The following is a 25,204-nucleotide window of genomic DNA, read 5'->3' as shown; positions in this document are numbered from 1 at the left end:
AACTTGCTTCTATCTAGGTGTCAACGAAGACTGCGGCTTGCCGCATTGCTGCGGCCTCTGGCGGCCGCAAGAGGAAGCTCAACTTGCTTCGCGGCCCTTCTCGGCTCAGTCGTCGTGACGCGATTCCCAGGGCTTCCAAATCTCCCAACTCTCGTGCGCGGCAGGCCACCCGCACGGCCAATGACGTTCAGCCGCTCTCTTGCGAGAGCGTCGATCTCACTTACGAAGCAAAAGGAACCATTGATGTCGTATCTCGCGCCTTCGGAATTCGTCACCAAGATGGTGGATGCGGGTGAGTCCAAGATCTTCATGTCCACCCGGGATACGGTCATCCGCGCCTATATGGCTGGTGCCATTCTCGCCCTCGCCGCCTGGTTCGCCGTCACCATCAACGTCAACACCGGCCAGCCGCTGGTCGGCGCACTGTTGTTTCCGGTCGGCTTCGTCATGCTGTACCTGCTGGGCTTCGACCTCCTCACCGGCGTGTTCGTGCTCTCGCCGCTCGCCCTGATCGACAAGCGCCCCGGCGTCACGTTCGGTGGCGTGCTGCGCAACTGGGGCCTGGTCTTCCTGGGCAATTTCGGCGGCGCCTTCACGGTCGCGTTCATGATGGCCTTCGTCACCACCTTCGGCTTCACGCAGGACCCCGACAAGATCGGCACCGCCATCGGCAATATCGGCGAAGGCCGGACGCTGGGTTATGCCGCGCATGGCGCGGCCGGCATGGCGACGCTGTTCATGCGCGGCATGCTCTGCAACTGGATGGTCTCGACCGGCGTTGTCGGCGCCATGATCTCGACCTCGGTCCCCGGCAAGGTCATCGCGATGTGGATGCCGATCCTGGTGTTCTTCTACATGGTGTTCGAGCACTCGGTCGTGAACATGTTCCTGTTCCCGTCCGGCCTGATGCTGCACGCGAAGTTCTCGATCATGGACTATCTGATCTGGAACGAGATCCCGACCGTGCTCGGCAATCTCGTCGGCGGCCTCGCCTTTACCGGCATGACCCTTTACGCCACGCATGTCATGACCCTGCCGAAGCGCCAGCCTGGCAAGGTGACGCCGCCCCGCGTCGCGGCCTGATCGCAGGCACCTCAACAAGAGAGCCTCGCCCGGTTAGGGTAAGGCTCTCTTCGCCTTGGTGACGACGATGACGCGCGGACTCCTGATTTCGATCGGCCAGCACTCGGACAAGGGTCGCAAGCCCGTCAACCAGGATTTTCACGGTGTCCTGATTCCGGACGAGCCGCTGCTCAGTCTGAAGGGCATTTCAGCCGTCCTCGCCGACGGCATCTCCAGCAGCACGGTGAGCCAGATCGCCAGCGAGTCGGCGGTCAAGAGCTTCCTGATGGACTATTACTGCACGTCGGAATCCTGGACGGTGAAGACCTCCGCCCGCCGCGTGCTGGACGCGACCAATTCCTGGCTGCACGCGCAGACGCGCAAGAGCCAATATGCCTATGACCGCGACAAGGGCTATGTCTGCACGCTGAGCGCCATGGTCATCAAGGCGACCACCGCGCACATCTTCCATGTCGGCGACTGCCGCATCTACCGCCTCGCCGGCAAGGCGCTCGAGCAGCTGACCGACGATCACCGCATCATCGTCTCATCCGAGCAGACCTATCTTGGCCGCGCGCTCGGCATCAACCCGCAGCTCGAGATCGACTACCAGGCGCTGGAGATCGAGGCCGGCGACACCTTCCTGCTCGCGACCGACGGCGCCTATGAATTTGTCGACCCGCGCTTCGTCACGAGCGCCATCAACGAGCATGCAGGCGAGCTTGACGCCGCGGCGAAGGCGATCGTCGAGGAAGCCTACCGGCGCGGCAGCGACGACAACATCACCGTGCAGATCCTGCGCATCGACGCGGTGCCGCAGCGCGAGCCCTCGGGCATCTTCAACCAGACCTCGGAGCTGCCGCTTCCGCCATTGCCGGAGCCGCGCGCGATCTTCGACGGTTACAGGATTGTCAGGGAGATCCACGGCAGCAGCCGCAGCCACATCTATCTTGCCGTCGACACCGAGCCCGAGCAGCCGGTCGCGCTCAAGCTGCCGTCGATCGACCTGCGCGACAACGCCGCCTATCTGAAGCGCTTCCTGATGGAGGAGTGGATCGCACGCCGGATCGACAGCCCGCATGTGCTCAAACCGCTCTCACAATCGCGGCGACGCAGCTATCTCTACGTCGCGACCGAATTCGTCGAGGGGCAGACCCTCAAGCAGTGGATGACCGACAATCCGCGCCCCGATCTCGAAACCGTTCGCGGCCTGATCGAGCAGATCGCCGCGGGCCTGCGCGCCTTCCACCGCATGGAGATGCTGCATCAGGATCTCAGGCCAGACAACATCCTGATCGACAAGACCGGCACCGCGAAGATCATCGACTTCGGCTCGGTCAGGGTCGCCGGTGTCGCCGAGGCCGCGCCGCCAGACGAGACCGACGACATCCTGGGAACGGTCCAGTACACCGCGCCGGAGTATTTTCTCGGGCAAGGCGGCTCGCCGCGCTCCGACATGTTTTCGCTCGCCGTGATCTGCTACCAGATGCTGACGGGCAAGCTCCCCTACGGGACCCAGGTCGCCAGGATCCGGCGCAAGGCGGACGTGCGGCGGCTGAAATACCGCCCGGCCGATGACGACCGCAACGTGCCCGCCTGGGTCGACGGCGCGCTGCGCCGCGCGCTGCATCCCGATCCCTACAAGCGCCACGAGGACCTGTCCGAATTCGTCTTCGAGCTGCGCACGCCCAATCCGGCCTATCTCGACACGCGGATCACGCCGCTCCTGGAGCGCAGCCCGCTGATGTTCTGGAAGCTGACCTCGGCGGTGCTCGCCTGCGCGGTCATCGTGCTGCTCGCGCTGCTGCACGCGCGGTAGGGCCGCGGTCCACCGTGGCCGAGACGTCAGGGGTGTATCGTGCCGGCGCGCTGCGTCAGGCGGCGCGCTGGCTGCGTCGCGAGTTGAGATCCGGGCAAAGCACGAGCTTGCCCTCAAGACCGCCAGCCTCGAGGCGACGGTGAGCATCGGCGACCGCCTCGAAGGAGATTCGCTCGGCGATGCGCGGCCGGATGGCACCGGTTGCCAGAAGCCCGAACAGTTGCTCCAAGTCCTCCTTGAACCAGGTGGGATGTCGCGCCCGCATGGCATTGACCGAGTAAAAGCGAGCTCGCTTGCCGCCGGGCAACAGTCTCCACAGGTAGAGGCGCGCGATCTCCATCAAGATAGGAAGCATTCGACGCTGCGCCTGCACGCTCGCCGAAAAGCCGGTGGCACAGAGCAGGCCACCTGGCTTGAGCGCCGCGTATGAGCGGCGATAGCCGTCTTCGCCAACGCCGTCGACGATGACGTCGAACCCACCCGGCACAATCCACGTGAAGTCCTCATGCTGGTAGTCGATCGGCGTTGCCCCGAGGTCATGGACGAGCGCCATGTGCTCGCAGCGTACAGTGCCCCACAGCTCGAGACCGGCCAGCCGCCCGAGCACGAGCAACGCCTGGCCGACTGCGCCGGCGGCGCCGTGCACGAGCACACGTTGGCCTCGCTGGACCTTGGCCGCGCGGTGCAGAAGCTGGTGCGCGGTCGTCCAGCTCAAAATGAGCGCAGCCGCTTCAGCCGGGTCGACGTCCGCCGGCACGCGGGCCACGTTGTTCGCCCGAAGCGTGCGATAGTCGGCGTTTGACCCGACCACCGTCATGTCGGCCACGCGATCGCCAATCCGAAAATCGTGCACGCCTTCGCCGAGCTGATCAATTGTCCCCACCACGTCGTAACCCATCACGAACGGCGGCCGGAGGCCCATCGTTTGCGGATATAGATGGCGCCTGATCAACACCTCGGTGTAGTTGAGGCTCGACGCGAGGACGCGAACGCGCACCTCGCCCGAGCCAGCGGTCGGCAGGGGAGCGTCGATAACCTCCAGTCTCTCGGGATCACCGAAGCGGCTGACCTGAACAACTCGATTGCGCTGCTCGATCATGGCCATCTCCATGCAGTGCCGCCATTCAGCGCAAGGACGGTCAGAATGCCGCCGGGCCGGAGAAATGGAATTGATCCAGATCAAGCTTGCGGCTGCACTCTTTGGAATTCTCCTCTAGCCAAATGACCAACCCGGTTGTTTGGCGTCATCATTTGCTCATTGGAGGGGAAAATGCCTGCAGTCATAATGCAGTTCGTTTCGCATCCAAGACCCGGTAGTGATCTTGCGACCGTCTTGCAGCTGGCAAAGGAGGCCGCGTCACTTTGGAAGAAACACGGGGCCGATGTCAGCTATTGGTCGGTGATCGGCGGCGAGATCGGAAACTATGCCTTCGTCGCTCGCTTCGATAGTGTAGAAGCTTATGGGCGCACCTTAGCATCACTGGGTGCCGATCCGGCTTTTGTTGAATTTCAAGCCAAGCGGCTCAAGGCCGGGCAATCGGATTGGGTACGCTCCAACGTTGCCATCCAAGTCGATCTTTGACAGAGCGCCTTCTCTCTCAAATGCGAGACCGCCCTCGGGCGGTCTCTTGCTGCGCGGCCGATGTCGAGCGTTGGTCCAACGCGGATATCGCGTGAGATCGCCGCGGGCCTGCGCGCTTTCCGGAGCGCAGCCCGCTGATGTTCTGGAAGCTGACCTCGGCGGCGCTTGCCTGCGCGGTCATCGTGCTGCTGGCGCTGCTGCACGCCCGGTAGGGCTCAGACTGATCAAGCCGCTGACGTCAGCTTCCAGCTGGCTAGACGATGGGCAGCGACGACGAGCTGTCTTTTGCCCAGACGTTGAACGTCGCTTCCCATTCGGCTATTTCGCCGCCGCGCATGGTGAGGAGCTCAATTCCACGCCCCTGCATCTTGCGGCCGTCTCGCCCGTCATCCCATTCCCCCACCCAGGAGCACGCAATTACATTGCCCGATACCGCGCGCAGTCGTTTCTTCAGCCGGTAATTCTTCTGACGCGCAAAACGCGCGAGCAGAAACTTCTCGAGCGGCGGCCTGCCACGTGTTTCGGGAAAGTCCGCAAACCTGACCACGACATCCGCGGCAAAGGTCTTCATCACGCCGGCGATATCGCCCGCGCTCATCAGTTGCTGGGCACGATCGAGCACTGCCTCAGCGTCCTGGAGGGTAAGCTGGCTGTTTTGAGATTCTGTCGGCATAGGCGCTCCTCGTAGCCCGGCTGATGCGGCCGGATGGCAGCGCAATCCTAGCGGACTCGAACTGACAGATTCCGTCAGCAGCAGATCAGGCGAGTTCGGGCAATCCCTCGATTTCCCGCCATTCCTTCACGAGTGCGTGGCGGCGTCTCGGATAGGCCTCTCCGGTCTCGATGAACGCCACGATCCGGTCGGTACGGAATTGCCGATAGCCCTCGCGCAGTTCGCACCACGCCGCAAGCAGTCGCACCGTCGCGCAAAAGGTAAGAAGGATCGGCCATATCCTGCGTTCGGTCAGCACGCCCACTTCGTCGCGGTAATGGATCCACAGCTTGCGCTCCAGCCGGATGGCGTCCCGAACGAGTGCCATGTCGACGCTCTCGGCTCCGATCCATTTGACGGGACCTGCAACAACGCCGGAGGCGTTGGCCTCATTGCTTCTCTCCGCAGGCAAGACCGCTGTGATCTTCGCCAATGCGTTGCGCGCGGCCTTCGTAAGCGCAGCGTCCGCGCTCCGCTCCACCATCTGCGAGCCGAGCGCCAGCGCCTCGATTTCGTCGCGCGAGAACATCAGCGGCGGCACCGTGAAGCCGGGTCGAAGCACGTACCCGACGCCGGCCTCGCCCTCGATTGGCGCGCCTCTGGCGGTCAGCGTCTGTATGTCGCGATAGATAGTTCGCAGCGAGACGCCGAACTCATCGGCGAGTTGCGCTCCCGCAACCGGACGTCGCCGGGTTCGAAGGAACTGGATGAGTTCGAGGAGCCTCTCGGACCGGGACATTTTGGACAATCCTCCAAGGCGGCCGAATCACGCCGGCACGCCAATAGCGCAGATCGCGCGCCTCGGGAGCGCTGAGCCCTCACGCCGGCTCCGCCGCCTTCACCCCGAGGGGCTTCGGCGCCATGCCGCCGCCGGGCTTGAGATGGAATTCGTAGCTCATCAGGTGCCACCGCCCGTTCGCCTTGGTACCGTCGGGCATCTCAGGCTCGTTGCGCGGCTCGACCTTGGCGACGAGGTCGTCCTTGACGCCGAACACCACGTCGGAATCGAGATATTTGTCGCCGTCCATGAAGACGTGGGTGATCAGCGGTTCATAGCCCTTGGCGTTGACCAGGAAGTGCACATGGGCGGGACGCATCGGATGGCGCTTGGTCTGCATGATCATCTCGCCGACCGGGCCATCGGTCGGGATCGGGTAGCTGCACGGCAAGATGGTGCGGAAGAAGAAGCGGCCGTCGCCATCGGTGATGAAGCGCGCCCGTGCGGAGGCGCCGACCTCGTCGTAATTCGCCTTCTGTGAATCGTAGAAGCCGTCGTCATCGGCATGCCAGACGTCGACGGGGACGCCCGCGAGCGGCTGGCCCTTCAGATCCGTGACGCGGCTCTGCACGAACATCCGCTCGCCGGTCTGGTTGTTCGGCGAGATATCGGTGCCGTGCGCAGTCACCTTGTGCTCGCCGACATAGAACGGGCCGAGCACAGTGGTCTGGGTGGCGCCGTCGCGATCCCTGTGGTTGACCGCATCGACCAGCATGGAGACGCCGAGCACGTCGGACAGCAGGATGAACTCCTGGCGGGTGTCGGTGCATTTCTGCCCCGTCCGGGTCAGGAAATCGATGGCGTATTCCCATTCCTCGAAGGTGAGACCGGTCTTGCTCACGTAATCGTGCAGCGACTTCACCAATTCCTGGAGCAGGAATTTCGCCCGCGGATTCGGTGTGCTGTCGAAGCTCTTGACGACGGCTTCAGTGAGTTCGGTCTCGTTGAACTGGGTCATAAGCGTTTGCCCTCGCGTTTTTCTCGTTGGCCCGGGTGGGCTCGTTGGAGGCGTTCCAGGGCGGAGCCTACACCAATCGGCGGGGCCGCGTTAAGCGCAACCGGCTTGGAATGGGGGCGCCATTTGGCTATCAACATCCGACAAAACTGCCCGGAGGAACTTGATGCTCGCGCCCACCCCCGCCTCGCCCGAATCCGTCGGCATGTCCAAGGCCGCGCTCGACCGCGTCGATGCGCATCTGAAGCGCCGCTACATCGATGCCGGCCGCTTCCCTGGCACGCATCTGTTGGTCTACCGCCGCGGCAAGGTCGCGCACTCCTCGGTTCAGGGCTTTGCCGATCTCGAGCGCAAGCTGCCGGTCAAGGACGACACCATCTACCGCATCTATTCCATGACCAAGCCTCTCACCAGCATCGCGTTCATGATGCTGGTCGAGGAAGGCCTCGTCGCGATCGACGAGCCCGTCGCAAAGTACATTCCTGAATGGAAGGATCTCGGCGTGTTCGTCGCCGGCACCGCGCCGGCGTTCCTGACCCGGCCGCCGTCCCGGCCGATGCTGATCGTCGACCTGTTGCGCCACACCGCCGGCCTCACCTACGGCTTCCAGCAGCGCTCCAATGTCGATGCAGCCTATCGCAGCGAGAAGATCGGCGAGGTCGAGAAATCAGGCACGCTCCAGACCATGATCGAGGGCCTCGCAAAAATCCCGCTGGAGTTCTCCCCGGGCGAGTCCTGGAACTACTCGGTCGCAACCGACGTGATCGGCTACCTCATCGGCAAGATCTCAGGCGTTTCGTTCGAGCAGTTCCTGAAGCAACGCATCCTCGATCCGCTCGGGATGACCGACACCGATTTCCACGTGCCGGCCTCGAAGGCGCATCGCTTTGCGGCCTGCTACTCGGCCGATCCCGCCGGCGGCATGACCTTCCATGCCGGTCAGCGCCGCGAAGGCCTGACGCTCCAGGACGACCCGGCGACGAGCTCGTTCCTCACCCCGCCCTCCTTCATCTCCGGCGGCGGCGGACTGTGCTCGACGGTTGCCGACTATCTCACCTTCTGCCGCGCGCTCCTCAATGGCGGCGAGCTCGGCGGTGTCAGGCTGATCGGGCCGAAGACGCTGGCGCTGATGACGACCAACCACATTCCGGGCGGCCGCGCGCTGCCGGAGGTCTCACGCTCGCTGTTCTCGGAGGCCACCTACAACGGCATCGGCTTCGGCCTCGGCTTTGCCGTCACCATGCGCCCGGCCGAGACGCTGATCGCCGGCAGCCCGGGCGAGTACAATTGGGGCGGCGCGGCCACCACCTCGTTCTGGATCGACCCGGCCGAGGAACTGATCACCATCTTCATGACGCAGGTGCTGCCGTCCAGCGCCTATCCGCTCCGGCGCGAGCTGCGCAGCATGGTCTATGCCGCGATCACCGAGAGCAATCTGTAGACCAGTGGAATCGATCCCGCGGCCGACGGACGTGGGATCGCACGATCAGAGCTCATTTGAGCATCTCCGGCACGATCAGGCGTGGCAGGAACAGCGACACGCTCGGCCAGACGATGACTGCCGCCAGCACGAGCAGCATCGGAACCAGCATGATCACCGTGTCCTTCAACGCATAGCGCAGCCTCACGCCTGCGACCGAACAGGCGATCATGAGACATAAGCCGTAAGGAGGCGTCACCAGTCCGAAGGCCAGCGACACGATCGAAATGATCGCGAACTGGACCGGATGAAGGTCGACGGCCTTGGCCAGCGGCTCCAGCACGGTGCCGACGATGATGATGGCCGGAATGGCGTCGAGGAAGCAGCCCACCACCAGAAAGCAGAAGGAGATGAAGAAGCCGGCGGTGACAGCGTCCATGCCCCATGTCGAGACGTTGGCCAGCAGCTCCTGCGGGATCCTGTAGTAGGCGAGCAGCCAGCCAAACGCGCTTGCGGTGCCGACGCAAAACAGCGCGACACCGGCTAGGCGCCCGGTGTCGAGCAGGGCCTTGTACAATTCGCGCGGCCCCGTCTCGCGGTAGAAGAACGCCGAGAGCGCTATGGAATAAAGCACCGCGACACAAGCGGACTCGGTCGCGGTGAACCACCCGAGCAGAATGCCGCCGACGATGATGAACGGCGTCATCATGGCCGGTATCGACTGCCAAATGGCGCATCGCATCTCGACCCAGGTCGCCTTCGGATAGGTCGGGTAGCCGCGGCGCACCGCATAGATGTGCACCGTGGCCATCTGCGCGCCTGCGATCAGCAGACCCGGCACGATGCCGGCCAGATACATCGCCGCAATCGAGGTCGAGATCAGCCCGCCCCACACGATCATGAGGATCGACGGCGGGATGATGACCGCCAGAACCGCCGACACCGCCGTGATGGCGATGGAAAACGAAAGGTCGTAGCCTTCCTTGGTCTGCGCATCGATGAAGATTTTTGACTGGCTCGCCGCGTCAGCCGTCGACGAACCCGAAATGCCGGCAAAGAAGACCGACAGCACGACGTTGATCTGCGCCAGGGACCCCGGCCAATGCCCGACCATCGAGCGCGACAACGCCACCAGGCGGTCGGTGATGCCGCCGATGCTCATCAGGTTCGCCGTCAACAGGAAGAAAGGCACCGCCAGCAGGATGAATGAATTGTAGGCATTGAAGGTCTCCTGCGCGAGCGTCATCAAAGACAGACGCGGCTCGACCAGCAGGATCGGCACGCAGGCAAGCCCGAGCGCGAAGGCGACCGGCACGCGCACGATGAGCAAGCCGATGAAGACGCCGAACAGCACCACCGCAGCCTGTCCGGCTGAGAGTACATTGCCGCTCATCGCGGTGCCCCGACCAGAACGCGCATTTCATCGACGATCTGTTCGCCCGCAAAGACGATCCACGTCGCGCCGGTCAGGGGCCAGGCGACGTGAATTAGCCAAAGCGGCAGATCGGCCAGCTCCGAAGTCCTGTTCCAGGCAAAGCGGGTGAACTCGAGACCGGCCGACACGAACACCAGCGCCAGCGCCAGCACCCCGAGCCGCGCGAGGATCCGCACCGCAGCCTCCGACCGCCGTGCCAGATCGGGCCACACGTCGACCTCGAAATGTTGCGCTTCCCGCACACCGACCATGGCGCCGATCATGATCGTCCAGACGAACAGGAACCGCGCCATCTCCTCGGTCCAGATATAGGAAGGAATGAAGGGCGTGTAGCGCGAGATGATCTGCAGCGTCACGGGGACGACGAGAATGCCGACGCAGGCCGCAAGCAGGATTTCCAGCAGTTTCGCATATGCCGCCGTGACGCGACGCCACAGCGACGGTGGGGACGGGACGGGCATGTCGGACATCGGGACTCCGTGCGGCAACTCATGCGCCACGGCCGGGCAAGAAGCGGGGCTTGCCCGGACATGCGTCGGCGGATGCGACGCGCTCAGGCGACGTTGATCTTCTCGAAGATGCCCTCTGCGCCAATCTCCTTGGCGTAGATGGCCATCACGGGGTCGGCGAGTTTCTTCATGGCGTCCCGCTCCTCGAAGGGAACGCGCTTGAGCTTGCCGGCCTTCTCGAGCGTGTCGAGCTTGATGACCTCTTCGCTCGATTCCAGCTGACGGCCGTAGTCGCCGGCTTCCTTGCCGGCCTTCATGATCGCGTCCTGCAAGTCCTTCGGCAACGTCTTCAGCGTCTTCACCGAGAAGCAGATCGGCCGGATCGAAACGGCATGCTGAGTGAGGCTGAGATGCGGGGCCACTTCGTAGAACTTCATCGCCTCGACGCCGGCCGCCTCGTTTTCGCCGGCCGATATCACGCCGTTCTGGATCGCATTGTAGATTTCGTTATAGGCGATCACCGTCGGGCTCATGCCGACGGCCGCAAAGGTCTTCGACCAGATCGGCGCGCCCTGCACGCGAACCTTGAGGCCCTTGAGGTCGGCGAGATTCTTGAGCGGCTTGTTGGCGAAGATATTGCGGATGCCGCCGCCGGAATAACCGATCAGAACCACCTCGGCTTTCGCCGCGACCTCGTCGGCGATCGGCGCCAGGATACTGGCTTCGACGACCTTGTTCATGTGCTCGATGCCCTTGAACACGAAGGGCGCATCGATGAACGGAGCCGCCTTGGCGAAGGTCGACATGTGGGCCGGCGAGACGATGCCGTAATCGACCGCCTTGCCCTGCGACATGTACTCGAAATACTGCTTCTCGAGACCGAGCGAGGAGTTCTTGTGTAGGGTGAAATTGACGGGCTTGCCGTAATATTTCTTCACCAGCTCCTCGAACCGGATCAGTGCCCGGTTGAAGGCATGGTCGTCGTTGAACTGGACCGCGCCGTTCAGCGTGATCGGTGCCTGCGCCCTGAGGATCGACGGCATGCCGATCGTGGCCGCCGCAGTGGTTGCACCGATACCAGCGAGGAATGATCGTCGCTTCATCGTCTCCCCTCCCTTTGATGCTCCGGCCCTGTTGCCGGGCCGTGCGCGCAGCCGGTATGCGGCTTGCGAGAGGAAGCGTATGAAAAACCCCGGCGGGACGAAAGTCATTTCGCACGCGCCGGAGGTACTCTTCGTCGCAGGACTGCTCCTGGACGACCTGTTGCACTGCAACTCGCGCTGCTGCCGGCGCGCAGCGGGTCGCATGGGCAACCTCCCCGCTCGCGCGGGATACCGGAAGACGTGCGGACCAGTGCGCTGCACGCAAGTGACCCGCGCGTCTTCCGCGACAGGCCCCTAGTGCATGTGGCCAATCAGATAAATGCCGCCACCGATCACCAGCACAGCCGGCACGGCCCACAAGATCAGAACTGGCATGTGTCATCCTCCTCAGTTCGACGTGCAGACCTTGACGGTCTTCATGCCGCTTTCGGCTTCGGTGCGCGACTTGTAGATCGTGCCCGAGGGGCTGACGACGGTCATGGACGAGTCCATCGGCTTCTTGTCGACGATGGTGCACTTCTTGGTCTTGACGTCCTGCACGACATAGAACTCGTCGGCAGCGAACGCCGGCAGGGACATTGCAGCAACCATCAGTGCCGCAGTTGCGATTTTCAGCTTCATCTTTCTCTCCTCCTCCAGTTCCGGGCATTCGGCCCGGTCGAGTCACAAACGGGAAAAAGCGGTAGTTTGTTCCTGGAGGCGGGAACGCCATGCACGGTGGGATGTTGTTGCGGCGCTTATTCCCATGAGGAGGAGAAGATGAAGAAGCTGTTCCTGCTATCCGCGGCAGTGGTGATGATCTCGACCGGCGCGTTCGCGCAATCCACCGTGGTGACCACCACCGGAACCGGCCATGCGGCCGCCGTGCAGATCGAGCCGCAATATCGCACCAAGATCAAATCCTACGTCACCGAGCATCGCATCCGCCCGGTGACGACGAAGGAAAAGATCATCGTCGGCGCGACAGTTCCGAGCGAGGTCGAGCTCGAAGCCGTTCCGGCGGACTGGGGTCCGTCGCTGACGAAATATCGCTACGTCTATTCTGGCGATCGCGTGATGCTGGTCGATCCCGGCTCGCGCACCGTCGTTCAGGAAATCGATTAAGGCGTAACGGACGGGTGGCGGCCCCAACGGCAGCCGCCCTTTCCGGAGTTCAGCGCATGAGATCGCATCGAGAAGCCCGGATCGCCGGGCTCAGCCTGGCGGCTGTTTACGCCATGTGTCTACTATTGACCGCAATCAGCATGACCTGAAGCGCAGGGCGTCCCGCAACTGCGCTGCAATATCGCTCTCCAAGACCGCTCGCCGCATGCGAAAATCGTGGCGCCGCGCAAAGCCCGCCCGTATGGTCCTGTTCAAAATCATAATCCGGCGCCGTTGCGCCGGAACCGGGACGCCCGCGTTTTGTCAAAGCTCACCCTGCCGGTCCGGCTTGCCCTTCTGGTCACGGGAACGATGTTGCCGCTGATCGTCTTCGCGGTCGGCCTTGCCTATTCCAACTACCGCCAGGACCGCAGTGACGCGACGCAGCGCGTCGTGGAGACGGTGCGAAGCATGCGCCTCGTGCTCGATTCCGAGGTGCAGCGGATGACCGGCGGCTTGCAGGTGCTCGCGCTGACGAACGCGCTGCGCGACGACGATTTCCCGAACTTCCGCCGCATCGCGCTCGGTTTCCTCGATCAGTACGGCAAGGGTGGCCTGCTGCTGATCTCCGACCGCAAGGGCCGCGTGCTGTTCTCCTCGGCGACGGAGGACACCGCAAGCCTGCCGCGGCGCAGCCATCTGGAGACCGTCGAGAAGGTGTTTGCGACCAAGGCGCCGCAATATTCCGACCTGTTCACCGGCGCGATCAACGGGCGACAGGTGTTGACCGTCGAGGTACCGGTCTTCCGCGACGGCGAGGTAATCTACGATCTCTGCTTCTCTCCGCCGGTCAGCATCTTCCAGGAGCTGGTCGAGAAGCAGCGGCCCGACCAGCAGTGGACGGTATCACTGCTCGACACCACCGGCACGGTGTTCGCCCGCGTGCCCAATCCCGGTGAGACCTTCGGCAAGCGCGCCTCGCCCTCGCTGTTTGCGGAAATGTTTCGCACGCCCGAGGCGAGCCTCTCCTCGATCTCGCTCGACGGCGTTGCGCTCGCGTCCGCCTACACGCGATCGCGACTGACCGGATGGACGATCGCCGCGGGCGTGCCGGAAAGCTCGTTGATCGCGCCGCTGTGGCGCAATATTGCGATCTCCAGCCTGATCGGCGGCGTGCTGCTATTGATCGGCCTCACCTTCGCGGTGCGGATGGCGACCACGATCGCGCGCGGCGAGATGCTGCACAATCTGCTGATCGAGGAGCTCAATCATCGCGTCAAGAACACGCTGGCCTTGATGCAGGCGATCGCGGTGCAGACCTTCCGCAGCGCCAGCCGCGACGAGCGGACCAAGTTCGAGGGACGGCTCGGCGCGCTCGCCGAGGCGCACAATCTGCTCAGCCAGGAGAAATGGGCGGGCTCGGAGCTGCGCGAGGTGATCGCCCGCGCGCTCCAGCCGTTCCTGCTCAGCAATCCCGACCGCATCCGCATGGCCGGACCCGCGGTGCCGCTGTCGCCGCGGCTTGCCGTGGTGCTGTCGATGATCGTGCACGAGATCGCCACCAACGCCGCGAAATACGGCGCGCTGTCGAACGAGACCGGCCGGGTGACGCTGGACTGGGAGGTCATCGCCGATACACCGAAGCCGCGGCTACGGCTGATCTGGACCGAGATCGGCGGGCCGCCGGTGACGGAGCCGGTGCGGCGCGGCTTCGGCTCGCGCCTGATCGAGCGCAGCGCCCGCGACCAGCTCGGCGGCGAGGCCACCGTCGACTTCCTGCCGCGCGGCGTGGTCTGCACGATCACCTGCGCGCTGGACGAGACGCGGTGAACGAGGAGGATCGGCGATGAAGATCACGAAAGTTCGGGCACACATCCTCGAAGCAAAACTCTCGCAGCCCTTCGCCTATTCGCGCGCCTGGTACGACACGCGTACCGCAATGCTGGTGGAGATCGAGACCGACGCGGGCCTGACCGGCTGGGGCGAGTGCTACGGCCCTGCGCGGATGACGGCGGCGGTGGTTCAGAACATCGCGCCGTGGCTGATCGGCGAGGATCCGCTGCGCACCGACGTGCTGTGGCAGATGGTCTACGCGCGCCTGCGCGACCACGGCCAGAAAGGCGTCGTGATCCAGGGACTGAGCGGCATCGACATCGCGCTGTGGGACATCAAGGGCAGGCATTTTGGCGTGCCCGCCTACGTGCTTCTCGGCGGCGCGGCGCGCAAGGAGGTGCAGGCCTACGCGACCGGGCTCTATCGGCGCAAAGCGGGCGACCCGCTGAAATATCTCCCGGAGGAAGCCGCCGGTTATGCCGCCGAAGGTTTTCGCGCCGTGAAGCTCAAGGTCGGCTTCGGCATCGCCGAGGACGCCGCGGTGACGCGCGCCGTGCGGGAAGCGATCGGTGGCGACGTCGCGCTGATGGTCGACGCGAACCACGCCTATGACGCGGTTGCTGCGATCCGGCTCGGCCGCATGATCGAGCCCTGCGACATCGGGTGGTTCGAGGAGCCGGTGCCGCCGGAGGACGTCGCGGGCTACCGCGCGGTGAGATCCGCGCTCTCCATTCCCGTCGCCGGCGGCGAGTGCGAATTCACGCGCTTCGGCTTCCGCGACCTGTTTGCCTCGCATGCGCTCGACATCGCCCAGCCCGACACCTGCGCGGCCGGTGGCCTCACCGAATGCAAGAAGATCGCCGACATGAGCGAGGCGTTCGGCATCCGCTACAATCCGCATGTCTGGGGCACCGGCATCGCGATCGCGGCCTCGCTCCAGCTCCTCGCCGTGCTGCCCTCGCACACGCCGACGTCACTGACGCCGCTCGAGCCGCTGCTCGAATTCGACCGCACGGAACATCCGATCCGGCAGGCGATCTTGAAGACGCCGATCGAGCACGCGAACGGGGTCGTGCGCGTGCCGGATGCGCCAGGACTAGGCATCGAGGTCGACCGCGAGGCGCTCGCGCGCTTTACAGTCGGCGCTTAGGCGTAGCGTGGGATCAGGTCAGCTCGGGAGCCCCTTTGGAGCCGGGCTTGATGGCGGCCTGCACGGCATAGGCACCCGGCCCAAAAGAGGCAATGAGCGCAAGAGCGCCAAGCAGACCGAGATTCTTCAGGAAGTTGATGGTCTGCATGACGACCTGCGCCTCCGGCGCAGCCCAGAAATTGTGGAACATCAGCGTCGCCGCGATCGTGAACAGGAACAACACGAGCGCCGCCTGGCGCGCGAACAGGCCGAGCAGCAGGGCCGTCCCGCATCCAAGCTCGACCGCAACGGCGCCGGCGGCGAGGAGCATCCCGAATCCGTCCGCGCCTCCGGGCAGACGGCCGGCCGTCACGGCGAATGCCATCACCTTCCCGATGCCGCTGTAGAGAAATAGCGGCGCGATCGCGACACGCGCGAACAGAAGCACGAAGGCATCGTGCAAGCCCGTGGTCTCGGCGGAACGAGCGGATGTCGGCATTTCGGATCTCCTCTGATTAAGCCTAGTCAGTCAAAGTGTCGTTCTGGTCCCAAGCCCGATCGGCGCGCCCGCATCATTCCGCGGGCGCCGCGTCAGCGCTCGGGAGACGCCTTGCAGCGACAGCGCCAAGCGATCCGATCGCCAGCGCGCCGACGATGGACGCCCCGCCGATCGCCCAGAACACCGCGTCGGGGCCGCCGGTGATCTGCTGCAAGAGGCCGATGACATAGGGCCCGAGGATCGCGCCGACCCGGCCGATGCCCAGCTCCATCCCGACACCGCTGGCGCGGAAGCAGGTCTCGTACGAGCCGGCGGTGAAGTTGTTGAGGACGTGCTGCGCGCCGATGATGCAGAAGCCCGCAACGGCCACGATGGCCAGATTGACGCCGTGACCGCTGACGAAGACGAGCGCCAGCACGGCAATGCCGCCGGTGAGCCACCAGGTCGCGAGATAGCGCGGCGTCAGCGAAAAGTTGCGATCGGCCAGCATCGCGAGCGTGAGGCCGCCGATGAACGACATCGCCTGCATCAGCGCGCCGAAGCCGAACGAGGCCGCAAAGGTCTCCCCGCGCTTGAGCATGACCGTCGGAATCCACCCCGTGAGGCCGAAGATGGCAAACAGGCTGAGGAACGCCGTGACCCAGATCGTCAGCGAGACGCGGCGATAGCGCGGGCTCAGCAGCGCTCCGATCGTGCTCTGTGGCGGCTTGCTCTCGGCCGACGTGAACGTCGCGGTCCGGTAGACCGGCGCCCGCTCAGGCCGCAGCCGCGCGAGCAGCGCACGCAGCTCCGGGATCCGCGACCGGCTCGCCAGAAAGCGCGGGCTTTCGGGGAGAAGCGCATGCGCCACGAAGGTCAGCGGGATCGACAGCGCGCCGATGTAATAGAGGATCTGCCAGCCATAGTGCGGCGTCAGGAACACCCCGACGAGACCGGCGGCAACACCTCCAAGCGACCAGCCGAGCGTCACACCCCAGAGCGAGAACGTGTTGCTGACGCGCTTCGGCGCGAGCTCGTTGATGAAGGTCGTCCCCAGCGGGAGCAGCACGCCGAGGCCGAGCCCGGTGACGAAGCGAAGCGCGCAATAGCTCCAGAAATCGCTTGCGAGCACGGCCGTGAGCAACGTGAAGACGTTGACGATCCACAAGCCCGCGAGCAGCGTGCCGCGCCGGCCGAAGCGATCCGCCACGCTGCCGTGGCCGATCGCGCCGAACAGGAAGCCGACCAGGCCCGAGCTCACCAGAAATCCCGCCTGGCTCGGTGCAAGGCCCCAAGGCTGGGCCACATAGTGGATGACATAGGCCGGATTGAAGGTGTCATAGCCGTCGAACAGGGTGATGAGCGTGATCAGGATGCCGAGCAGCTTGTGGAACGGCCCGATCGGAGCGCCGGACAGTTCCTCATGCACGTCGATTTCGGACGAGATGCTCACGGGATTCCTCCATGGAAATTGATGATCTGTTCTGCTCTGCGGCAGATTGGATTGATGGCTCGCCGAGCCCGAACAGGGCGCGTGCGTTGTCGCGGCCGATCTTGATGCGGTCGCCTTCGGAGATCGCAGCCGTGTCGAACCAGTCGGCGGCGTGGTCGATGTTCTCGAACGGCCAGTCGGCGGAGAAGAGGATGCGGTCGGCGCCGATCTCGAGCATGGCGTCGATCAGCGTCTGGGTGCGGAAATTGCCTGACGTCGTGATGTAGAAGTTTTCCCGGAAGTACTCGGCGATCTTTCGCTTCGCCGGATAGGCATTCTGGGTCCGCATCCACTTGTTGTGATTGTCGACACGCCACATCGAATAGGGCAGCCCCTCCCCCATGTGACCGATGATGATCTGGAGCCGCGGATGGGCGTCGAACAGGCCCGAGCCCATCAGGCGCAAGGCATGCACCGCGGTTTCCTGTCCGAACGCCCAGGTCGGCCCCAGCAGCCAGCGATGACCCTCGTAGATCGCCGCGTCCTTCGCGAGCGGATTGCGCGGATGCAGATAGAAGGGGACGCCGAGGCGCTCGACCTCCGACCAGAACGGCCAGAACTCCTTGCGATCGTAATAGATGGCGTGATCGGTGCCGGCGATCTCACTGAAGCCATTGACGAGCGCGCCACGAAAGCCGAGCGCGCTGACGCAGCGATCGAGCTCGTGCGCGGCCGCGTCGGGATCCTGCATCGGCAACGCCGCGAGGCCCTGGAAACGGTCGGGGCGCCTTGCGACCTGCTCGGCGAGAAAGTCGTTGGCGCGGCGCGACAGATCGATCGCGCGCTCGCGGTCCGCAATGGCCTGCACCGCCGGCGCGTTCAGCGACAGCAGCATCATCTCGATGCCGTGGGCGTCCATCTCGGCAAGCCGGCGTTCGTGAATGTCGAGCAGCCGCGCCTTGAGCTCGCGCCAGTCGTCGGCCGGAGCGAAGCCGGCGCTGTCCTGGACGGTGTCGTCCATCGCGAAATGCTCCTCGAGCGCAATCTTGCCCTGCATGGCGTCGTTCCTTCGGCTTTGCTTTCGGCGTTGACAAAGCAAAGCACCGGGCGCAAATACTTGTCAATGAGAAAGTTGCATTTGCAAATGATTGATATGCAAATATTGCCCATGCGAAGGTCGGCGCTTATTCCGGGCGGAGCTCTCCTGCCAGGACACAAGCCCGGACCTAAACTCATGTATCGATTTTCGAATTCGCTTCCCTATCTGCTCGCCCGCCTCGGCGTGCGCATGGGCGACTTGTTCACGCGCGTGATCCGTCACGAGAAGTTGACGCTGCCGATGTATCGCGTGCTGGCCGCGCTCTCGGAGCAAGGCCATCCGCTCCGCCTCGGAGAGATCGCCGAGCTGACGTCGGCCGAGGTCTCCACCCTGTCGCGCATCGTTGCCGAGATGAGTCGCGCGGGCCTGCTGACGCGCGACCGGCCCGAGAACGACCAGCGCAGCCTCCAGGTCGCCCTGACGTCCAAGGGCGCGGAGCTCGCGGGACGGCTGATGCCGCTCGCCGCCTATTATGAAGAGGTCGTCACCGGCAGCATGTCCGCGAAAGAAGCGGCCGAGCTCAAGCGCGTGCTGGTCGAGCTCTACCACAACATCGATCGGCTCGAGCAGGAAGTCGAGGCCGGCCTGATCACCGTCGCGCCGCCGGTCCGGTCAAAGGACGTCCGCGACGAACGAGCCGAGATACGCGCCAAGGCGAGCCCGCCGCGCGGAAAGACATCAAGAAAATAGCGAGACAGGAGAGGACATGCGACAGGATCCCATCATCATTGCCGGCGGCGGCATCGGCGGACTTGCAGCCGCAATCGCACTGGCGCGGAAGGGCTTCCCTGTCACGGTCCTCGAGCGCGCATCGCGCTACCAGGAGATCGGCGCCGGCATCCAGCTTGGACCCAACGCATTCCACGCGTTCGATCGCCTGGGGCTCGGCGATGCCGCGCGCGCCATCGCCGTCTTCATCGACCAGCTCCGGCTGATGGATGCGATCTCCGCGGAAGAGATCACCAGCATCGATCTGACCAGCTATTTCCGCCGGCGCTTCGGCAACCCCTATGCGGTGGTCCATCGCGGCGATCTGCACGGCATCTTCGTCCGCGCCTGCGAAGCGCATCCCAACGTCAGCTTGAGAATCGACTGCGACATTGTCGGCTACGAACAGAACGGCGCGCGGGCCACGGCGCTGTTGAAATCCGGCGAGCGCATCACGGGGTGCCTGCTGATCGGCGCGGACGGACTCAGATCCCGCATTCGCCAGCAGATGGTCGGCGACGGCGCACCGCGGATCGCCGGCCATACCACCTATCGCTCGGTGATCCCGACCGAGCAGATGCCGGAGGATCTGCGCTGGAATGCGGCGACGCTGTGGGCCGGTGCCAAATGCCATCTCGTGCATTACCCCCTGTCGGGCTGGAAGGTGTTCAATCTCGCGATCACCTGTCACAACGATCCCGCAGAAGCTTTCGCCGCAAGGCCGGTGACCCACGAGGAGGTCCTCGAGGGTTTTCGCGACGTGCATCCGCGCGCCAAGGCGATCATTCATCACGGCCGCGACTGGAAGGCGTGGGTGACCTGCGACCGCGATCCGACCGATCGTTGGATCGACGGCCGCGTCGTCCTGCTCGGCGACGCGGCGCATCCGATGCTGCAATATTTTGCGCAAGGCGCCTGCATGGCGCTGGAGGATGCGGTGTGCCTCGCCGAACGGCTCGCGGAGACCGAAGGCGACATCGCCCACGCGCTGGAGCGATACAGAAATGCCCGGATGCTGCGCACCGCGCGCGTCCAGCTTGGCGCGCGCGAGCTCGGCGACCACGTCTATCATCCCTCAGGCGTCCATGCGCTGCTGCGCAATCAGCTCATGCGCGAGACCAGCCTGGAGCGCTTCTGCGAAAACCTCGCCTGGCTCTACCAGGACCCGTTCTCCGAACGACCGGCGGCCGCCTGATTGGTGCTACCCGATCGTCTGGAGCGCCGGGAACGTCTCCAGCAGCCAGATGCTCACATTCGAGACCGCACCGGTGAGGAAGCCGATGCCGGTGATCACCATCAGCACGCCCATGGCGCGCTCGACATTGACGAGCTGGCCCTTCATGCGCGCGAACAATTTCGAGAACTGCTCGATCATCAGCGCAGCGATCAGGAACGGAATGCCGAGGCCCGCGGAATAGACCGCGAGCAGGCCTGCGCCCTTGGTCACGGTCGCTTCCGCCGCGGCGATCGAGAGGATCGCGGCGAGGATCGGACCGATGCAGGGCGTCCAGCCGAAGGCAAAGGCCAGGCCCATGACATAGGCGCCCCAGAGGCCGACGGGTTTTGGCGCCGTCAGGCGTCCCTCGCGCATCAGCAGGCCGATGCGCGTCAGCCCCAGGAAGTGCAGGCCCATGACGATGATCACGACGCCAGCGAGGATCGACAGCTCGGCCGACCAGGCGCGGATCAGGGAGCCGATCAGCGAGGCGCTGGCGCCGAGCGCCACGAACACGGTGGAGAAGCCGAGCACGAACAGCAGCGCCGCCATCATGATCGCGCGCTTGGAGGTCGAGGCCGGTTCCTCGCTCTCGACATGCTCGATCGTGGCGCCCGTCAGATAGATCAGATAGGGCGGAACCAGGGGCAAGACGCAAGGGGAGAGGAAGCTGACGAGGCCGGCAATCAGCGCCGCCGGGATCGAAACATTTTGCATGATGCAGTCGGAGCCATCTCAGGCTCTTGGGCCGCGCGCGGGGGATGCGCGCGCACCGGAGCCGAACGGCTCTGGTGTAGCCGATGCGGCACAATGCGCAACAGAGGCGCGATCAAACCAGGGCTCCTCCCGATGCCGTCTGCGATCACAGATACGGCATCGGGATGCGCACAAACCTCGCCAAAAAGCGAGCTTCGGCGGCGCGGCTACTTCACCACGCGGAGCAGCGGACGCCGGGGCTGGTCCTGCGTCTGCTTGGAAGGGGGCGGCGGTTCGCTTCCAGCGTTCCGCAGCATTTCGTCGCACAGCGCCTTGAGATCGGCACTGTCAATTCCTTTGAGCTTCATCCGCACGTCGAGAATGACGATGGACAGCAGTTCGGCCGACTCACGGCTGTTGATCTCGTTGAGGACCTTGCGGCACCCCTCAAGGGTTTCCAACACCGACTGCAACTGTTCGTCTGAATGCGACACTTGCGTTCTTTCCGTTAATTCGGCCGGTGAGACGTGTTTGCGACCACCCCTTCGGCCCCCATGGGTCGCCGAAGATAGCATGAGGCCGTGGCGCCTCCGAACATGATTTCAGTGTGTTTCTGCCTTGAAACCGCGGTTTCGGCGAATATCGCCCGGCTACGCTGCCGGCCGTTGCCGAGGCGGCCCGTGGTCAAACGCCCGGCGCGCCGTGATTGATCCATCCCGAAGGGCCGCGCCAATCCTTGCGCAAGGACCACCATCGGGGGCAGCGCCGACAATCCCGCAGCCATGTCTCGGCTCGCAACGGAACTCACGCTACACCCCTCACCCGGGCAATTGTCCGCCCGATTCCCAGCCTTTGTCCCAGCTCCCGGCAGCACTCCAATACCTCCCGGTAGGTAGTAAGGATGACGTTCAAAACTCGTCATTCCCCAACCCGTCGTGGTTGTGGTTCGCGCCAGATTCTGCCAGTTTAGCGGACCGAAGGGACTTGTATGCACTCCTTGGCGGAAAGGGGCGTTCCTCTGGGGGAACGCCCGAAGACAAATCTCAGCGGCCTCTCGGATTGGGATGCGGCCCGCATATTTCTCGAAGTCGTCCGTTGCGGCAGTTTCCGTTCGGCGGCCGAACGCTTGTCGCTGTCGATCAACGCAGTGCGCCGCCGGATCGATGATTTCGAACGCCAGACCGGCGCCACCCTCTTCACCCGCGACGTCCACGGCACTCATCTGACCGACGAAGGCTCGCTTGTGGTGTCCGCCGTGGAGCGGATGGAGGCGGCCACCTTCGACGTGCTGCGCGCCAGCGATTCGATGGCCAACGTCCTGTCCGGCGAGGTCCGGGTCGCCGTCACCGAAGGGCTCGGCACATTCTGGCTCGCTCCGCGCCTCGTCGAATTCCAGCAGGCCTATCCCAAGATCCTGGTCGATTTGCATTGCGCGATGCGCTCGGCCGACGTCTCCCGCCACGAGGCCGACGTCGCCATCCACCTGTCGCGTCCTTCGGCGCTCGACATCAAGCTGGTGCGGCTCGGCCGCATGCATCTGATGTTCTGGGCGTCGGAAAAATACCTTGAGAAATACGGCACGCCGCGCTCGGCGGCGGAATTGATCAAGCACCGTTTGGTGCTGCAATTCGCCGACCAGCTCGCTGCCAAGGAAACATTCGAGAGCTTCTTCCCGGGCGTTCAGGAACGTGACCTCCTGGTCATGAAGACCAACGTCTCGAGCGCCAACTACTGGGCGGTCGCGAACGGCGCCGGAATCGGCGTATCCCCGAGCTACGCCATTGCGCTTGGCGGGAAGTTGATTCCACTGGAGGTCGAATTGAACCGACCGCTGGATATCTGGTTGTCCTACCATCCCGGTAGCGGCCGGATTCCACGCGTGCGGCACATGATTGACTGGCTGATCGAGGCTTTCAATCCGGCTCGCTTCCCGTGGTTTAAGGAAGAGTTCGTGCATCCGCATGAATTCAAGGACTCGTATATGGGCGAACCCCTGACCCAGCTCTTCGGGGGATTTTCAACCGAAGAACAAAGGTGAAAACTAAAATGAAAGCAGCGGCGAAAAGGATGAAGCAGCGCAGTGCCGGCAAGCCGGACATTGAGCTTGGCAAACGGATCCGTCTGCGGCGTGTCGAGATGAAGATCTCGCAGGCCGAGCTGGGCGAGAAGCTCGGCGTCAGCTTCCAGCAGGTCCAGAAATACGAGAAGGGCGTCAATCGTGTCGGCGCGGCTCGGCTTCAGCAGATCGCCTCCGCGCTCGATGTGCCCGTGACCTTCTTCTATGACGGCGACAACAAGGCTCGCGAAGTCGAAAGCCTCCTGTTCCTGGACTCGGCTTTCAGCCTCCGCCTGCTGCGCGCCTACAGCAAGATCAAGGACCAGACGGTGCAGCGTCAGCTCGTCTCGCTGATGGAATCGATCGCAGCGAACGAGGGCTGAGATCGGGTCTGGCTGCTACGGCCGATGTTCAATCCGCCGCGACGCGGGGACGTGGCTGGATTGAACGAGACCGACGGCATCAGATTTGGGCTCGCGCGCGTGCGCGCGGCCTTTCTCGGGGCGGCTTGGCCGCCCTTTTTTCTTGGCTATTGAGCCGCCATTCGTCGCGGATATCGCGAACCCATCCCACCCCTGGCGCGACCCAATCGAGAAGCCCCGCATCGGGCGCGCGGGGTTTTCGCCTGCCGAATGGGACCTCAACTCTGGTGCCGTAATTTCCCGCCGGTTTGACCAATCGGCGCAAGCGGCGCGGCGGGCCTTGGAATTGCCAATGCGAGCGCCCGTTGCGGGCCTCGTTCTCAGGGGGAAGACGGGACACATGTCGAAACGCGTTGCGATGATCATTGCCCTCGGCGTGCTCACGAGCGCCTCCGCGCTGGCGCAGACGGAGACCATTGGACAGGCCGGGCCCAAGCCGGCGACATCAGGCACGGTGCCGGCCGCGGCGAACCCGGCCCATGCGGCTGCGCCGAAAGCGGCCGCGTCGACGCCCATCTCGACGGCGGAGAGCCGCTCGGCCGCAGCCCTCGCGATGACGCATGAGCCAACCTATGACGAGGGCTCTGCCCAGCGCATCAAGGATGCGGCGCTGAGCTATTCGGACCTCGCCGTGCGCGGCGGCTGGCCGACGATCCCGGCAGACGCCAAATTCGCTGTCGGCGTCCAGGGCGCCAACGATGATCTGTTGCGCAAGCGGCTGATCGTCTCCGGCGATCTCTCGGCCGAGAAGGCGACCGGCGCCTTCGACCAGGATCTCGCGGACGCCGTGAAGCGTTTTCAGGCCCGTCATGGCCTCGCCCCGACCGGCATGATGACGCCGCGCACGATCGCGGCGATGAACGTGCCGGTGCAGAAGCGCATTCGGCAGCTCGAGGCTTCGCTGCAGCGGCTCGAGAACATGAATTTCGGCTTTGGCCAGCGCTATGTCGTGGTCAACATCCCCGCCGCCTTTGCCGAAGCGGTCGAGAACGACGTCGTGGTGCGGCGCTATCGCGTCATCGTCGGCAAGACCGAAAAGCCCTCGCCGACGCTGACAGCGCAAATCACCAGCGTCGTGCTCAACCCGACCTGGACGGTGCCGGCCTCGATCGCCAAGACCGAGATCTCCGCGCATATGCGCAAGGACCCGACTTATCTGTCGCGCATGCACATGGAGGTGCTCGATGCCCACGACAATCCGATCGATCCGCATTCGGTCGACTGGTCGGGCACGCACACGCCGAACTTCACCGTGCGCCAGCACAACGGCAGCTTCAACGCGCTCGGTGCGGTGAAGATCGACATGCCGAATTCCTATTCGGTCTACATGCACGACACCAATCAGCGCAATCTGTTCAGCGACGACTATCGCTTCGATTCCCACGGCTGCTCGCGCGTCGACAATGTGCGCGATCTCGCGGCCTGGCTGCTCAAGGACCAGCCGAAATGGAGCCGCGCCGCGATCGACGCGGAGATCGCCAGCGGACAGCATCTCGACGTCGCCATGGCGAAGAAGGTGCCGGTGGCCTGGATCTATCTAACGGCGTGGATGACCAAGGACCAGACCGTCCAGTTCCGCAACGACGTCTATAACCAGGACGAGCAGCTGCTGGAGGCCACCGCCGAGGAGGCGGCGTTCTTCAGCAATGCCGGCAGCCATCCGCTGACCGCGCACATGCACGTGACCCAATAAGCGCCTCTCGCGCCATGCAATCGCGGCACAGGCGGGTGCAAAGC

At 64.2% G+C, this 25,204-nt stretch carries 25 protein-coding genes; 12 read left to right on the top strand and 13 right to left on the bottom strand.

Translation table 11 applies throughout. From position 1 onward, the window contains the following. Positions 1-243: 243 nt before the first annotated feature. Both FOM02_RS13035 and FOM02_RS13030 read left to right on the top strand, forming a co-directional pair. Positions 244-1,083: a formate/nitrite transporter family protein gene (locus FOM02_RS13035; protein WP_027558495.1), complete on the top strand. Its 840-nt coding sequence runs from the start codon at positions 244-246 to the stop codon at positions 1,081-1,083. Positions 1,084-1,150: 67 nt separating this feature from the next. Next, positions 1,151-2,881 (top strand): bifunctional protein-serine/threonine kinase/phosphatase, encoded by a 1,731-nt coding sequence (locus FOM02_RS13030; RefSeq protein WP_027558494.1) that lies wholly within the window; start codon positions 1,151-1,153, stop codon positions 2,879-2,881. Between the two features lie 55 nt (positions 2,882-2,936). On the opposite strand, the gene FOM02_RS13025 is transcribed toward FOM02_RS13030, so the two are convergent. After that, positions 2,937-3,980: a medium chain dehydrogenase/reductase family protein gene (locus FOM02_RS13025; RefSeq protein WP_027558493.1), complete on the bottom strand. Its 1,044-nt coding sequence runs from the start codon at positions 3,978-3,980 to the stop codon at positions 2,937-2,939. A gap of 171 nt (positions 3,981-4,151) precedes the next feature. Here FOM02_RS13025 and FOM02_RS13020 point away from each other — a divergent pair, with 171 nt between their 5' ends. After that, the gene (locus FOM02_RS13020) at positions 4,152-4,463 is read left to right on the top strand and encodes a hypothetical protein (protein WP_092214819.1); all 312 of its coding nucleotides are present in this window, start codon (positions 4,152-4,154) and stop codon (positions 4,461-4,463) included. A gap of 253 nt (positions 4,464-4,716) precedes the next feature. Here FOM02_RS13020 and FOM02_RS13015 read toward each other — a convergent pair whose 3' ends face one another. From FOM02_RS13015 to FOM02_RS13005, 3 genes are all read right to left on the bottom strand, one after another. Next, a complete protein-coding gene (locus FOM02_RS13015) occupies positions 4,717-5,136 on the bottom strand; it encodes a nuclear transport factor 2 family protein (protein WP_028146354.1) in 420 nt (139 codons plus the stop codon). Between the two features lie 85 nt (positions 5,137-5,221). Beyond that, entirely contained in the window at positions 5,222-5,914 is a 693-nt protein-coding gene (locus tag FOM02_RS13010; protein WP_027558491.1) for a helix-turn-helix transcriptional regulator, read from the bottom strand. Between the two features lie 79 nt (positions 5,915-5,993). Further along, complete coding sequence (locus FOM02_RS13005; RefSeq protein ID WP_027558490.1) at positions 5,994-6,911, bottom strand: dioxygenase; 918 nt, start codon at positions 6,909-6,911, stop codon at positions 5,994-5,996. Between the two features lie 163 nt (positions 6,912-7,074). Between FOM02_RS13005 and FOM02_RS13000 the strand changes: the two genes are divergently transcribed. Then, a complete protein-coding gene (locus FOM02_RS13000) occupies positions 7,075-8,349 on the top strand; it encodes a serine hydrolase domain-containing protein (protein WP_027558489.1) in 1,275 nt (424 codons plus the stop codon). Between the two features lie 52 nt (positions 8,350-8,401). Here the strand turns inward: FOM02_RS13000 and FOM02_RS12995 are convergent, their stop codons facing one another. The 4 genes from FOM02_RS12995 to FOM02_RS12980 form a co-directional block, all read right to left on the bottom strand. After that, positions 8,402-9,721 carry a TRAP transporter large permease gene (locus FOM02_RS12995; RefSeq protein ID WP_027558488.1) on the bottom strand — a complete coding sequence of 440 codons (1,320 nt, stop codon included), beginning with the start codon at positions 9,719-9,721 and terminating at the stop codon, positions 8,402-8,404. Further along, positions 9,718-10,233 carry a TRAP transporter small permease gene (locus FOM02_RS12990; RefSeq protein ID WP_027558487.1) on the bottom strand — a complete coding sequence of 172 codons (516 nt, stop codon included), beginning with the start codon at positions 10,231-10,233 and terminating at the stop codon, positions 9,718-9,720. Before FOM02_RS12990 ends, FOM02_RS12995 begins: the two co-directional genes overlap by 4 nt. An 83-nt stretch (positions 10,234-10,316) precedes the next feature. Further along, positions 10,317-11,315: a TRAP transporter substrate-binding protein gene (locus FOM02_RS12985; protein ID WP_027558486.1), complete on the bottom strand. Its 999-nt coding sequence runs from the start codon at positions 11,313-11,315 to the stop codon at positions 10,317-10,319. 387 nt (positions 11,316-11,702) lie between these two features. After that, entirely contained in the window at positions 11,703-11,936 is a 234-nt protein-coding gene (locus FOM02_RS12980; RefSeq protein WP_027558485.1) for a hypothetical protein, read from the bottom strand. A gap of 138 nt (positions 11,937-12,074) precedes the next feature. Here FOM02_RS12980 and FOM02_RS12975 point away from each other — a divergent pair, with 138 nt between their 5' ends. From FOM02_RS12975 to FOM02_RS12965, 3 genes are all read left to right on the top strand, one after another. After that, positions 12,075-12,419, top strand: a complete 345-nt coding sequence (locus FOM02_RS12975; protein ID WP_027558484.1) for a DUF1236 domain-containing protein — start codon at positions 12,075-12,077, stop codon at positions 12,417-12,419. 351 nt (positions 12,420-12,770) lie between these two features. Further along, on the top strand, positions 12,771-14,228 hold the full coding sequence (locus FOM02_RS12970) for a sensor histidine kinase (RefSeq protein ID WP_051378002.1): 1,458 nt from the start codon (positions 12,771-12,773) through the stop codon (positions 14,226-14,228). 16 nt (positions 14,229-14,244) lie between these two features. Next, the gene (locus tag FOM02_RS12965) at positions 14,245-15,381 is read left to right on the top strand and encodes a mandelate racemase/muconate lactonizing enzyme family protein (protein WP_027558482.1); all 1,137 of its coding nucleotides are present in this window, start codon (positions 14,245-14,247) and stop codon (positions 15,379-15,381) included. 13 nt (positions 15,382-15,394) lie between these two features. On the opposite strand, the gene FOM02_RS12960 is transcribed toward FOM02_RS12965, so the two are convergent. From FOM02_RS12960 to FOM02_RS12950, 3 genes are all read right to left on the bottom strand, one after another. Next, positions 15,395-15,859: a DoxX family protein gene (locus FOM02_RS12960; protein WP_051395242.1), complete on the bottom strand. Its 465-nt coding sequence runs from the start codon at positions 15,857-15,859 to the stop codon at positions 15,395-15,397. Positions 15,860-15,932: 73 nt separating this feature from the next. After that, positions 15,933-17,291 (bottom strand): MFS transporter, encoded by a 1,359-nt coding sequence (locus FOM02_RS12955; protein ID WP_027558481.1) that lies wholly within the window; start codon positions 17,289-17,291, stop codon positions 15,933-15,935. After that, positions 17,260-18,327, bottom strand: a complete 1,068-nt coding sequence (locus FOM02_RS12950; RefSeq protein WP_027558480.1) for an amidohydrolase family protein — start codon at positions 18,325-18,327, stop codon at positions 17,260-17,262. Before FOM02_RS12950 ends, FOM02_RS12955 begins: the two co-directional genes overlap by 32 nt. Before the next feature lie 177 nt (positions 18,328-18,504). Here FOM02_RS12950 and FOM02_RS12945 point away from each other — a divergent pair, with 177 nt between their 5' ends. Both FOM02_RS12945 and FOM02_RS12940 read left to right on the top strand, forming a co-directional pair. Further along, positions 18,505-19,059 carry a MarR family winged helix-turn-helix transcriptional regulator gene (locus FOM02_RS12945; protein WP_051378005.1) on the top strand — a complete coding sequence of 185 codons (555 nt, stop codon included), beginning with the start codon at positions 18,505-18,507 and terminating at the stop codon, positions 19,057-19,059. Positions 19,060-19,075: 16 nt separating this feature from the next. Then, entirely contained in the window at positions 19,076-20,272 is a 1,197-nt protein-coding gene (locus FOM02_RS12940) for a 3-hydroxybenzoate 6-monooxygenase (protein ID WP_027558479.1), read from the top strand. A gap of 6 nt (positions 20,273-20,278) precedes the next feature. On the opposite strand, the gene FOM02_RS12935 is transcribed toward FOM02_RS12940, so the two are convergent. Together FOM02_RS12935 and FOM02_RS12930 are read right to left on the bottom strand one after the other, a co-directional pair. Beyond that, positions 20,279-21,010: a cytochrome c biogenesis CcdA family protein gene (locus FOM02_RS12935; protein ID WP_084334233.1), complete on the bottom strand. Its 732-nt coding sequence runs from the start codon at positions 21,008-21,010 to the stop codon at positions 20,279-20,281. 206 nt (positions 21,011-21,216) lie between these two features. Beyond that, on the bottom strand, positions 21,217-21,483 hold the full coding sequence (locus FOM02_RS12930; protein WP_027558477.1) for a hypothetical protein: 267 nt from the start codon (positions 21,481-21,483) through the stop codon (positions 21,217-21,219). 494 nt (positions 21,484-21,977) lie between these two features. On the opposite strand from FOM02_RS12930, the gene FOM02_RS12925 reads away from it, so the two are divergent. From FOM02_RS12925 to FOM02_RS12915, 3 genes are all read left to right on the top strand, one after another. After that, positions 21,978-23,027, top strand: a complete 1,050-nt coding sequence (locus FOM02_RS12925) for a LysR family transcriptional regulator (RefSeq protein WP_265441820.1) — start codon at positions 21,978-21,980, stop codon at positions 23,025-23,027. 29 nt (positions 23,028-23,056) lie between these two features. After that, entirely contained in the window at positions 23,057-23,428 is a 372-nt protein-coding gene (locus FOM02_RS12920; protein ID WP_027558475.1) for a helix-turn-helix domain-containing protein, read from the top strand. Between the two features lie 379 nt (positions 23,429-23,807). After that, positions 23,808-25,160, top strand: a complete 1,353-nt coding sequence (locus FOM02_RS12915; RefSeq protein ID WP_027558474.1) for a L,D-transpeptidase family protein — start codon at positions 23,808-23,810, stop codon at positions 25,158-25,160. Positions 25,161-25,204 lie beyond the last annotated feature (44 nt).

The sequence above is a fragment of the Bradyrhizobium sp. SEMIA genome, from assembly GCF_014844175.1.
In the GTDB taxonomy this organism is placed as follows: domain Bacteria; phylum Pseudomonadota; class Alphaproteobacteria; order Rhizobiales; family Xanthobacteraceae; genus Bradyrhizobium; species Bradyrhizobium arachidis.
This window is presented reverse-complemented; position numbering and strand designations above follow the sequence as displayed.

Excerpts from the sequence above, each read along its gene's own strand:
- FOM02_RS13025 (WP_027558493.1), bottom strand. The coding sequence starts at position 3,980 with ATGATCGAGCAGCGCAATCGAGTTGTTCAGGTCAGCCGCTTCGGTGAT.
- FOM02_RS12975 (WP_027558484.1), top strand. The coding sequence starts at position 12,075 with ATGAAGAAGCTGTTCCTGCTATCCGCGGCAGTGGTGATGATCTCGACC.
- FOM02_RS12985 (WP_027558486.1), bottom strand. The coding sequence starts at position 11,315 with ATGAAGCGACGATCATTCCTCGCTGGTATCGGTGCAACCACTGCGGCG.
- FOM02_RS12995 (WP_027558488.1), bottom strand. The coding sequence starts at position 9,721 with ATGAGCGGCAATGTACTCTCAGCCGGACAGGCTGCGGTGGTGCTGTTC.
- FOM02_RS12970 (WP_051378002.1), top strand. The coding sequence starts at position 12,771 with ATGTTGCCGCTGATCGTCTTCGCGGTCGGCCTTGCCTATTCCAACTAC.
- FOM02_RS12925 (WP_265441820.1), top strand. The coding sequence starts at position 21,978 with ATGCACTCCTTGGCGGAAAGGGGCGTTCCTCTGGGGGAACGCCCGAAG.
- FOM02_RS13030 (WP_027558494.1), top strand. The coding sequence starts at position 1,151 with ATGACGCGCGGACTCCTGATTTCGATCGGCCAGCACTCGGACAAGGGT.
- FOM02_RS13015 (WP_028146354.1), bottom strand. The coding sequence starts at position 5,136 with ATGCCGACAGAATCTCAAAACAGCCAGCTTACCCTCCAGGACGCTGAG.
- FOM02_RS12990 (WP_027558487.1), bottom strand. The coding sequence starts at position 10,233 with ATGTCCGACATGCCCGTCCCGTCCCCACCGTCGCTGTGGCGTCGCGTC.
- FOM02_RS12935 (WP_084334233.1), bottom strand. The coding sequence starts at position 21,010 with ATGCAAAATGTTTCGATCCCGGCGGCGCTGATTGCCGGCCTCGTCAGC.
- FOM02_RS13005 (WP_027558490.1), bottom strand. The coding sequence starts at position 6,911 with ATGACCCAGTTCAACGAGACCGAACTCACTGAAGCCGTCGTCAAGAGC.
- FOM02_RS12980 (WP_027558485.1), bottom strand. The coding sequence starts at position 11,936 with ATGAAGCTGAAAATCGCAACTGCGGCACTGATGGTTGCTGCAATGTCC.
- FOM02_RS13010 (WP_027558491.1), bottom strand. The coding sequence starts at position 5,914 with ATGTCCCGGTCCGAGAGGCTCCTCGAACTCATCCAGTTCCTTCGAACC.
- FOM02_RS13035 (WP_027558495.1), top strand. The coding sequence starts at position 244 with ATGTCGTATCTCGCGCCTTCGGAATTCGTCACCAAGATGGTGGATGCG.
- FOM02_RS12945 (WP_051378005.1), top strand. The coding sequence starts at position 18,505 with ATGTATCGATTTTCGAATTCGCTTCCCTATCTGCTCGCCCGCCTCGGC.
- FOM02_RS12915 (WP_027558474.1), top strand. The coding sequence starts at position 23,808 with ATGTCGAAACGCGTTGCGATGATCATTGCCCTCGGCGTGCTCACGAGC.
- FOM02_RS12965 (WP_027558482.1), top strand. The coding sequence starts at position 14,245 with ATGAAGATCACGAAAGTTCGGGCACACATCCTCGAAGCAAAACTCTCG.
- FOM02_RS12960 (WP_051395242.1), bottom strand. The coding sequence starts at position 15,859 with ATGCCGACATCCGCTCGTTCCGCCGAGACCACGGGCTTGCACGATGCC.
- FOM02_RS12950 (WP_027558480.1), bottom strand. The coding sequence starts at position 18,327 with ATGCAGGGCAAGATTGCGCTCGAGGAGCATTTCGCGATGGACGACACC.
- FOM02_RS12940 (WP_027558479.1), top strand. The coding sequence starts at position 19,076 with ATGCGACAGGATCCCATCATCATTGCCGGCGGCGGCATCGGCGGACTT.
- FOM02_RS12920 (WP_027558475.1), top strand. The coding sequence starts at position 23,057 with ATGAAGCAGCGCAGTGCCGGCAAGCCGGACATTGAGCTTGGCAAACGG.
- FOM02_RS13000 (WP_027558489.1), top strand. The coding sequence starts at position 7,075 with ATGCTCGCGCCCACCCCCGCCTCGCCCGAATCCGTCGGCATGTCCAAG.
- FOM02_RS13020 (WP_092214819.1), top strand. The coding sequence starts at position 4,152 with ATGCCTGCAGTCATAATGCAGTTCGTTTCGCATCCAAGACCCGGTAGT.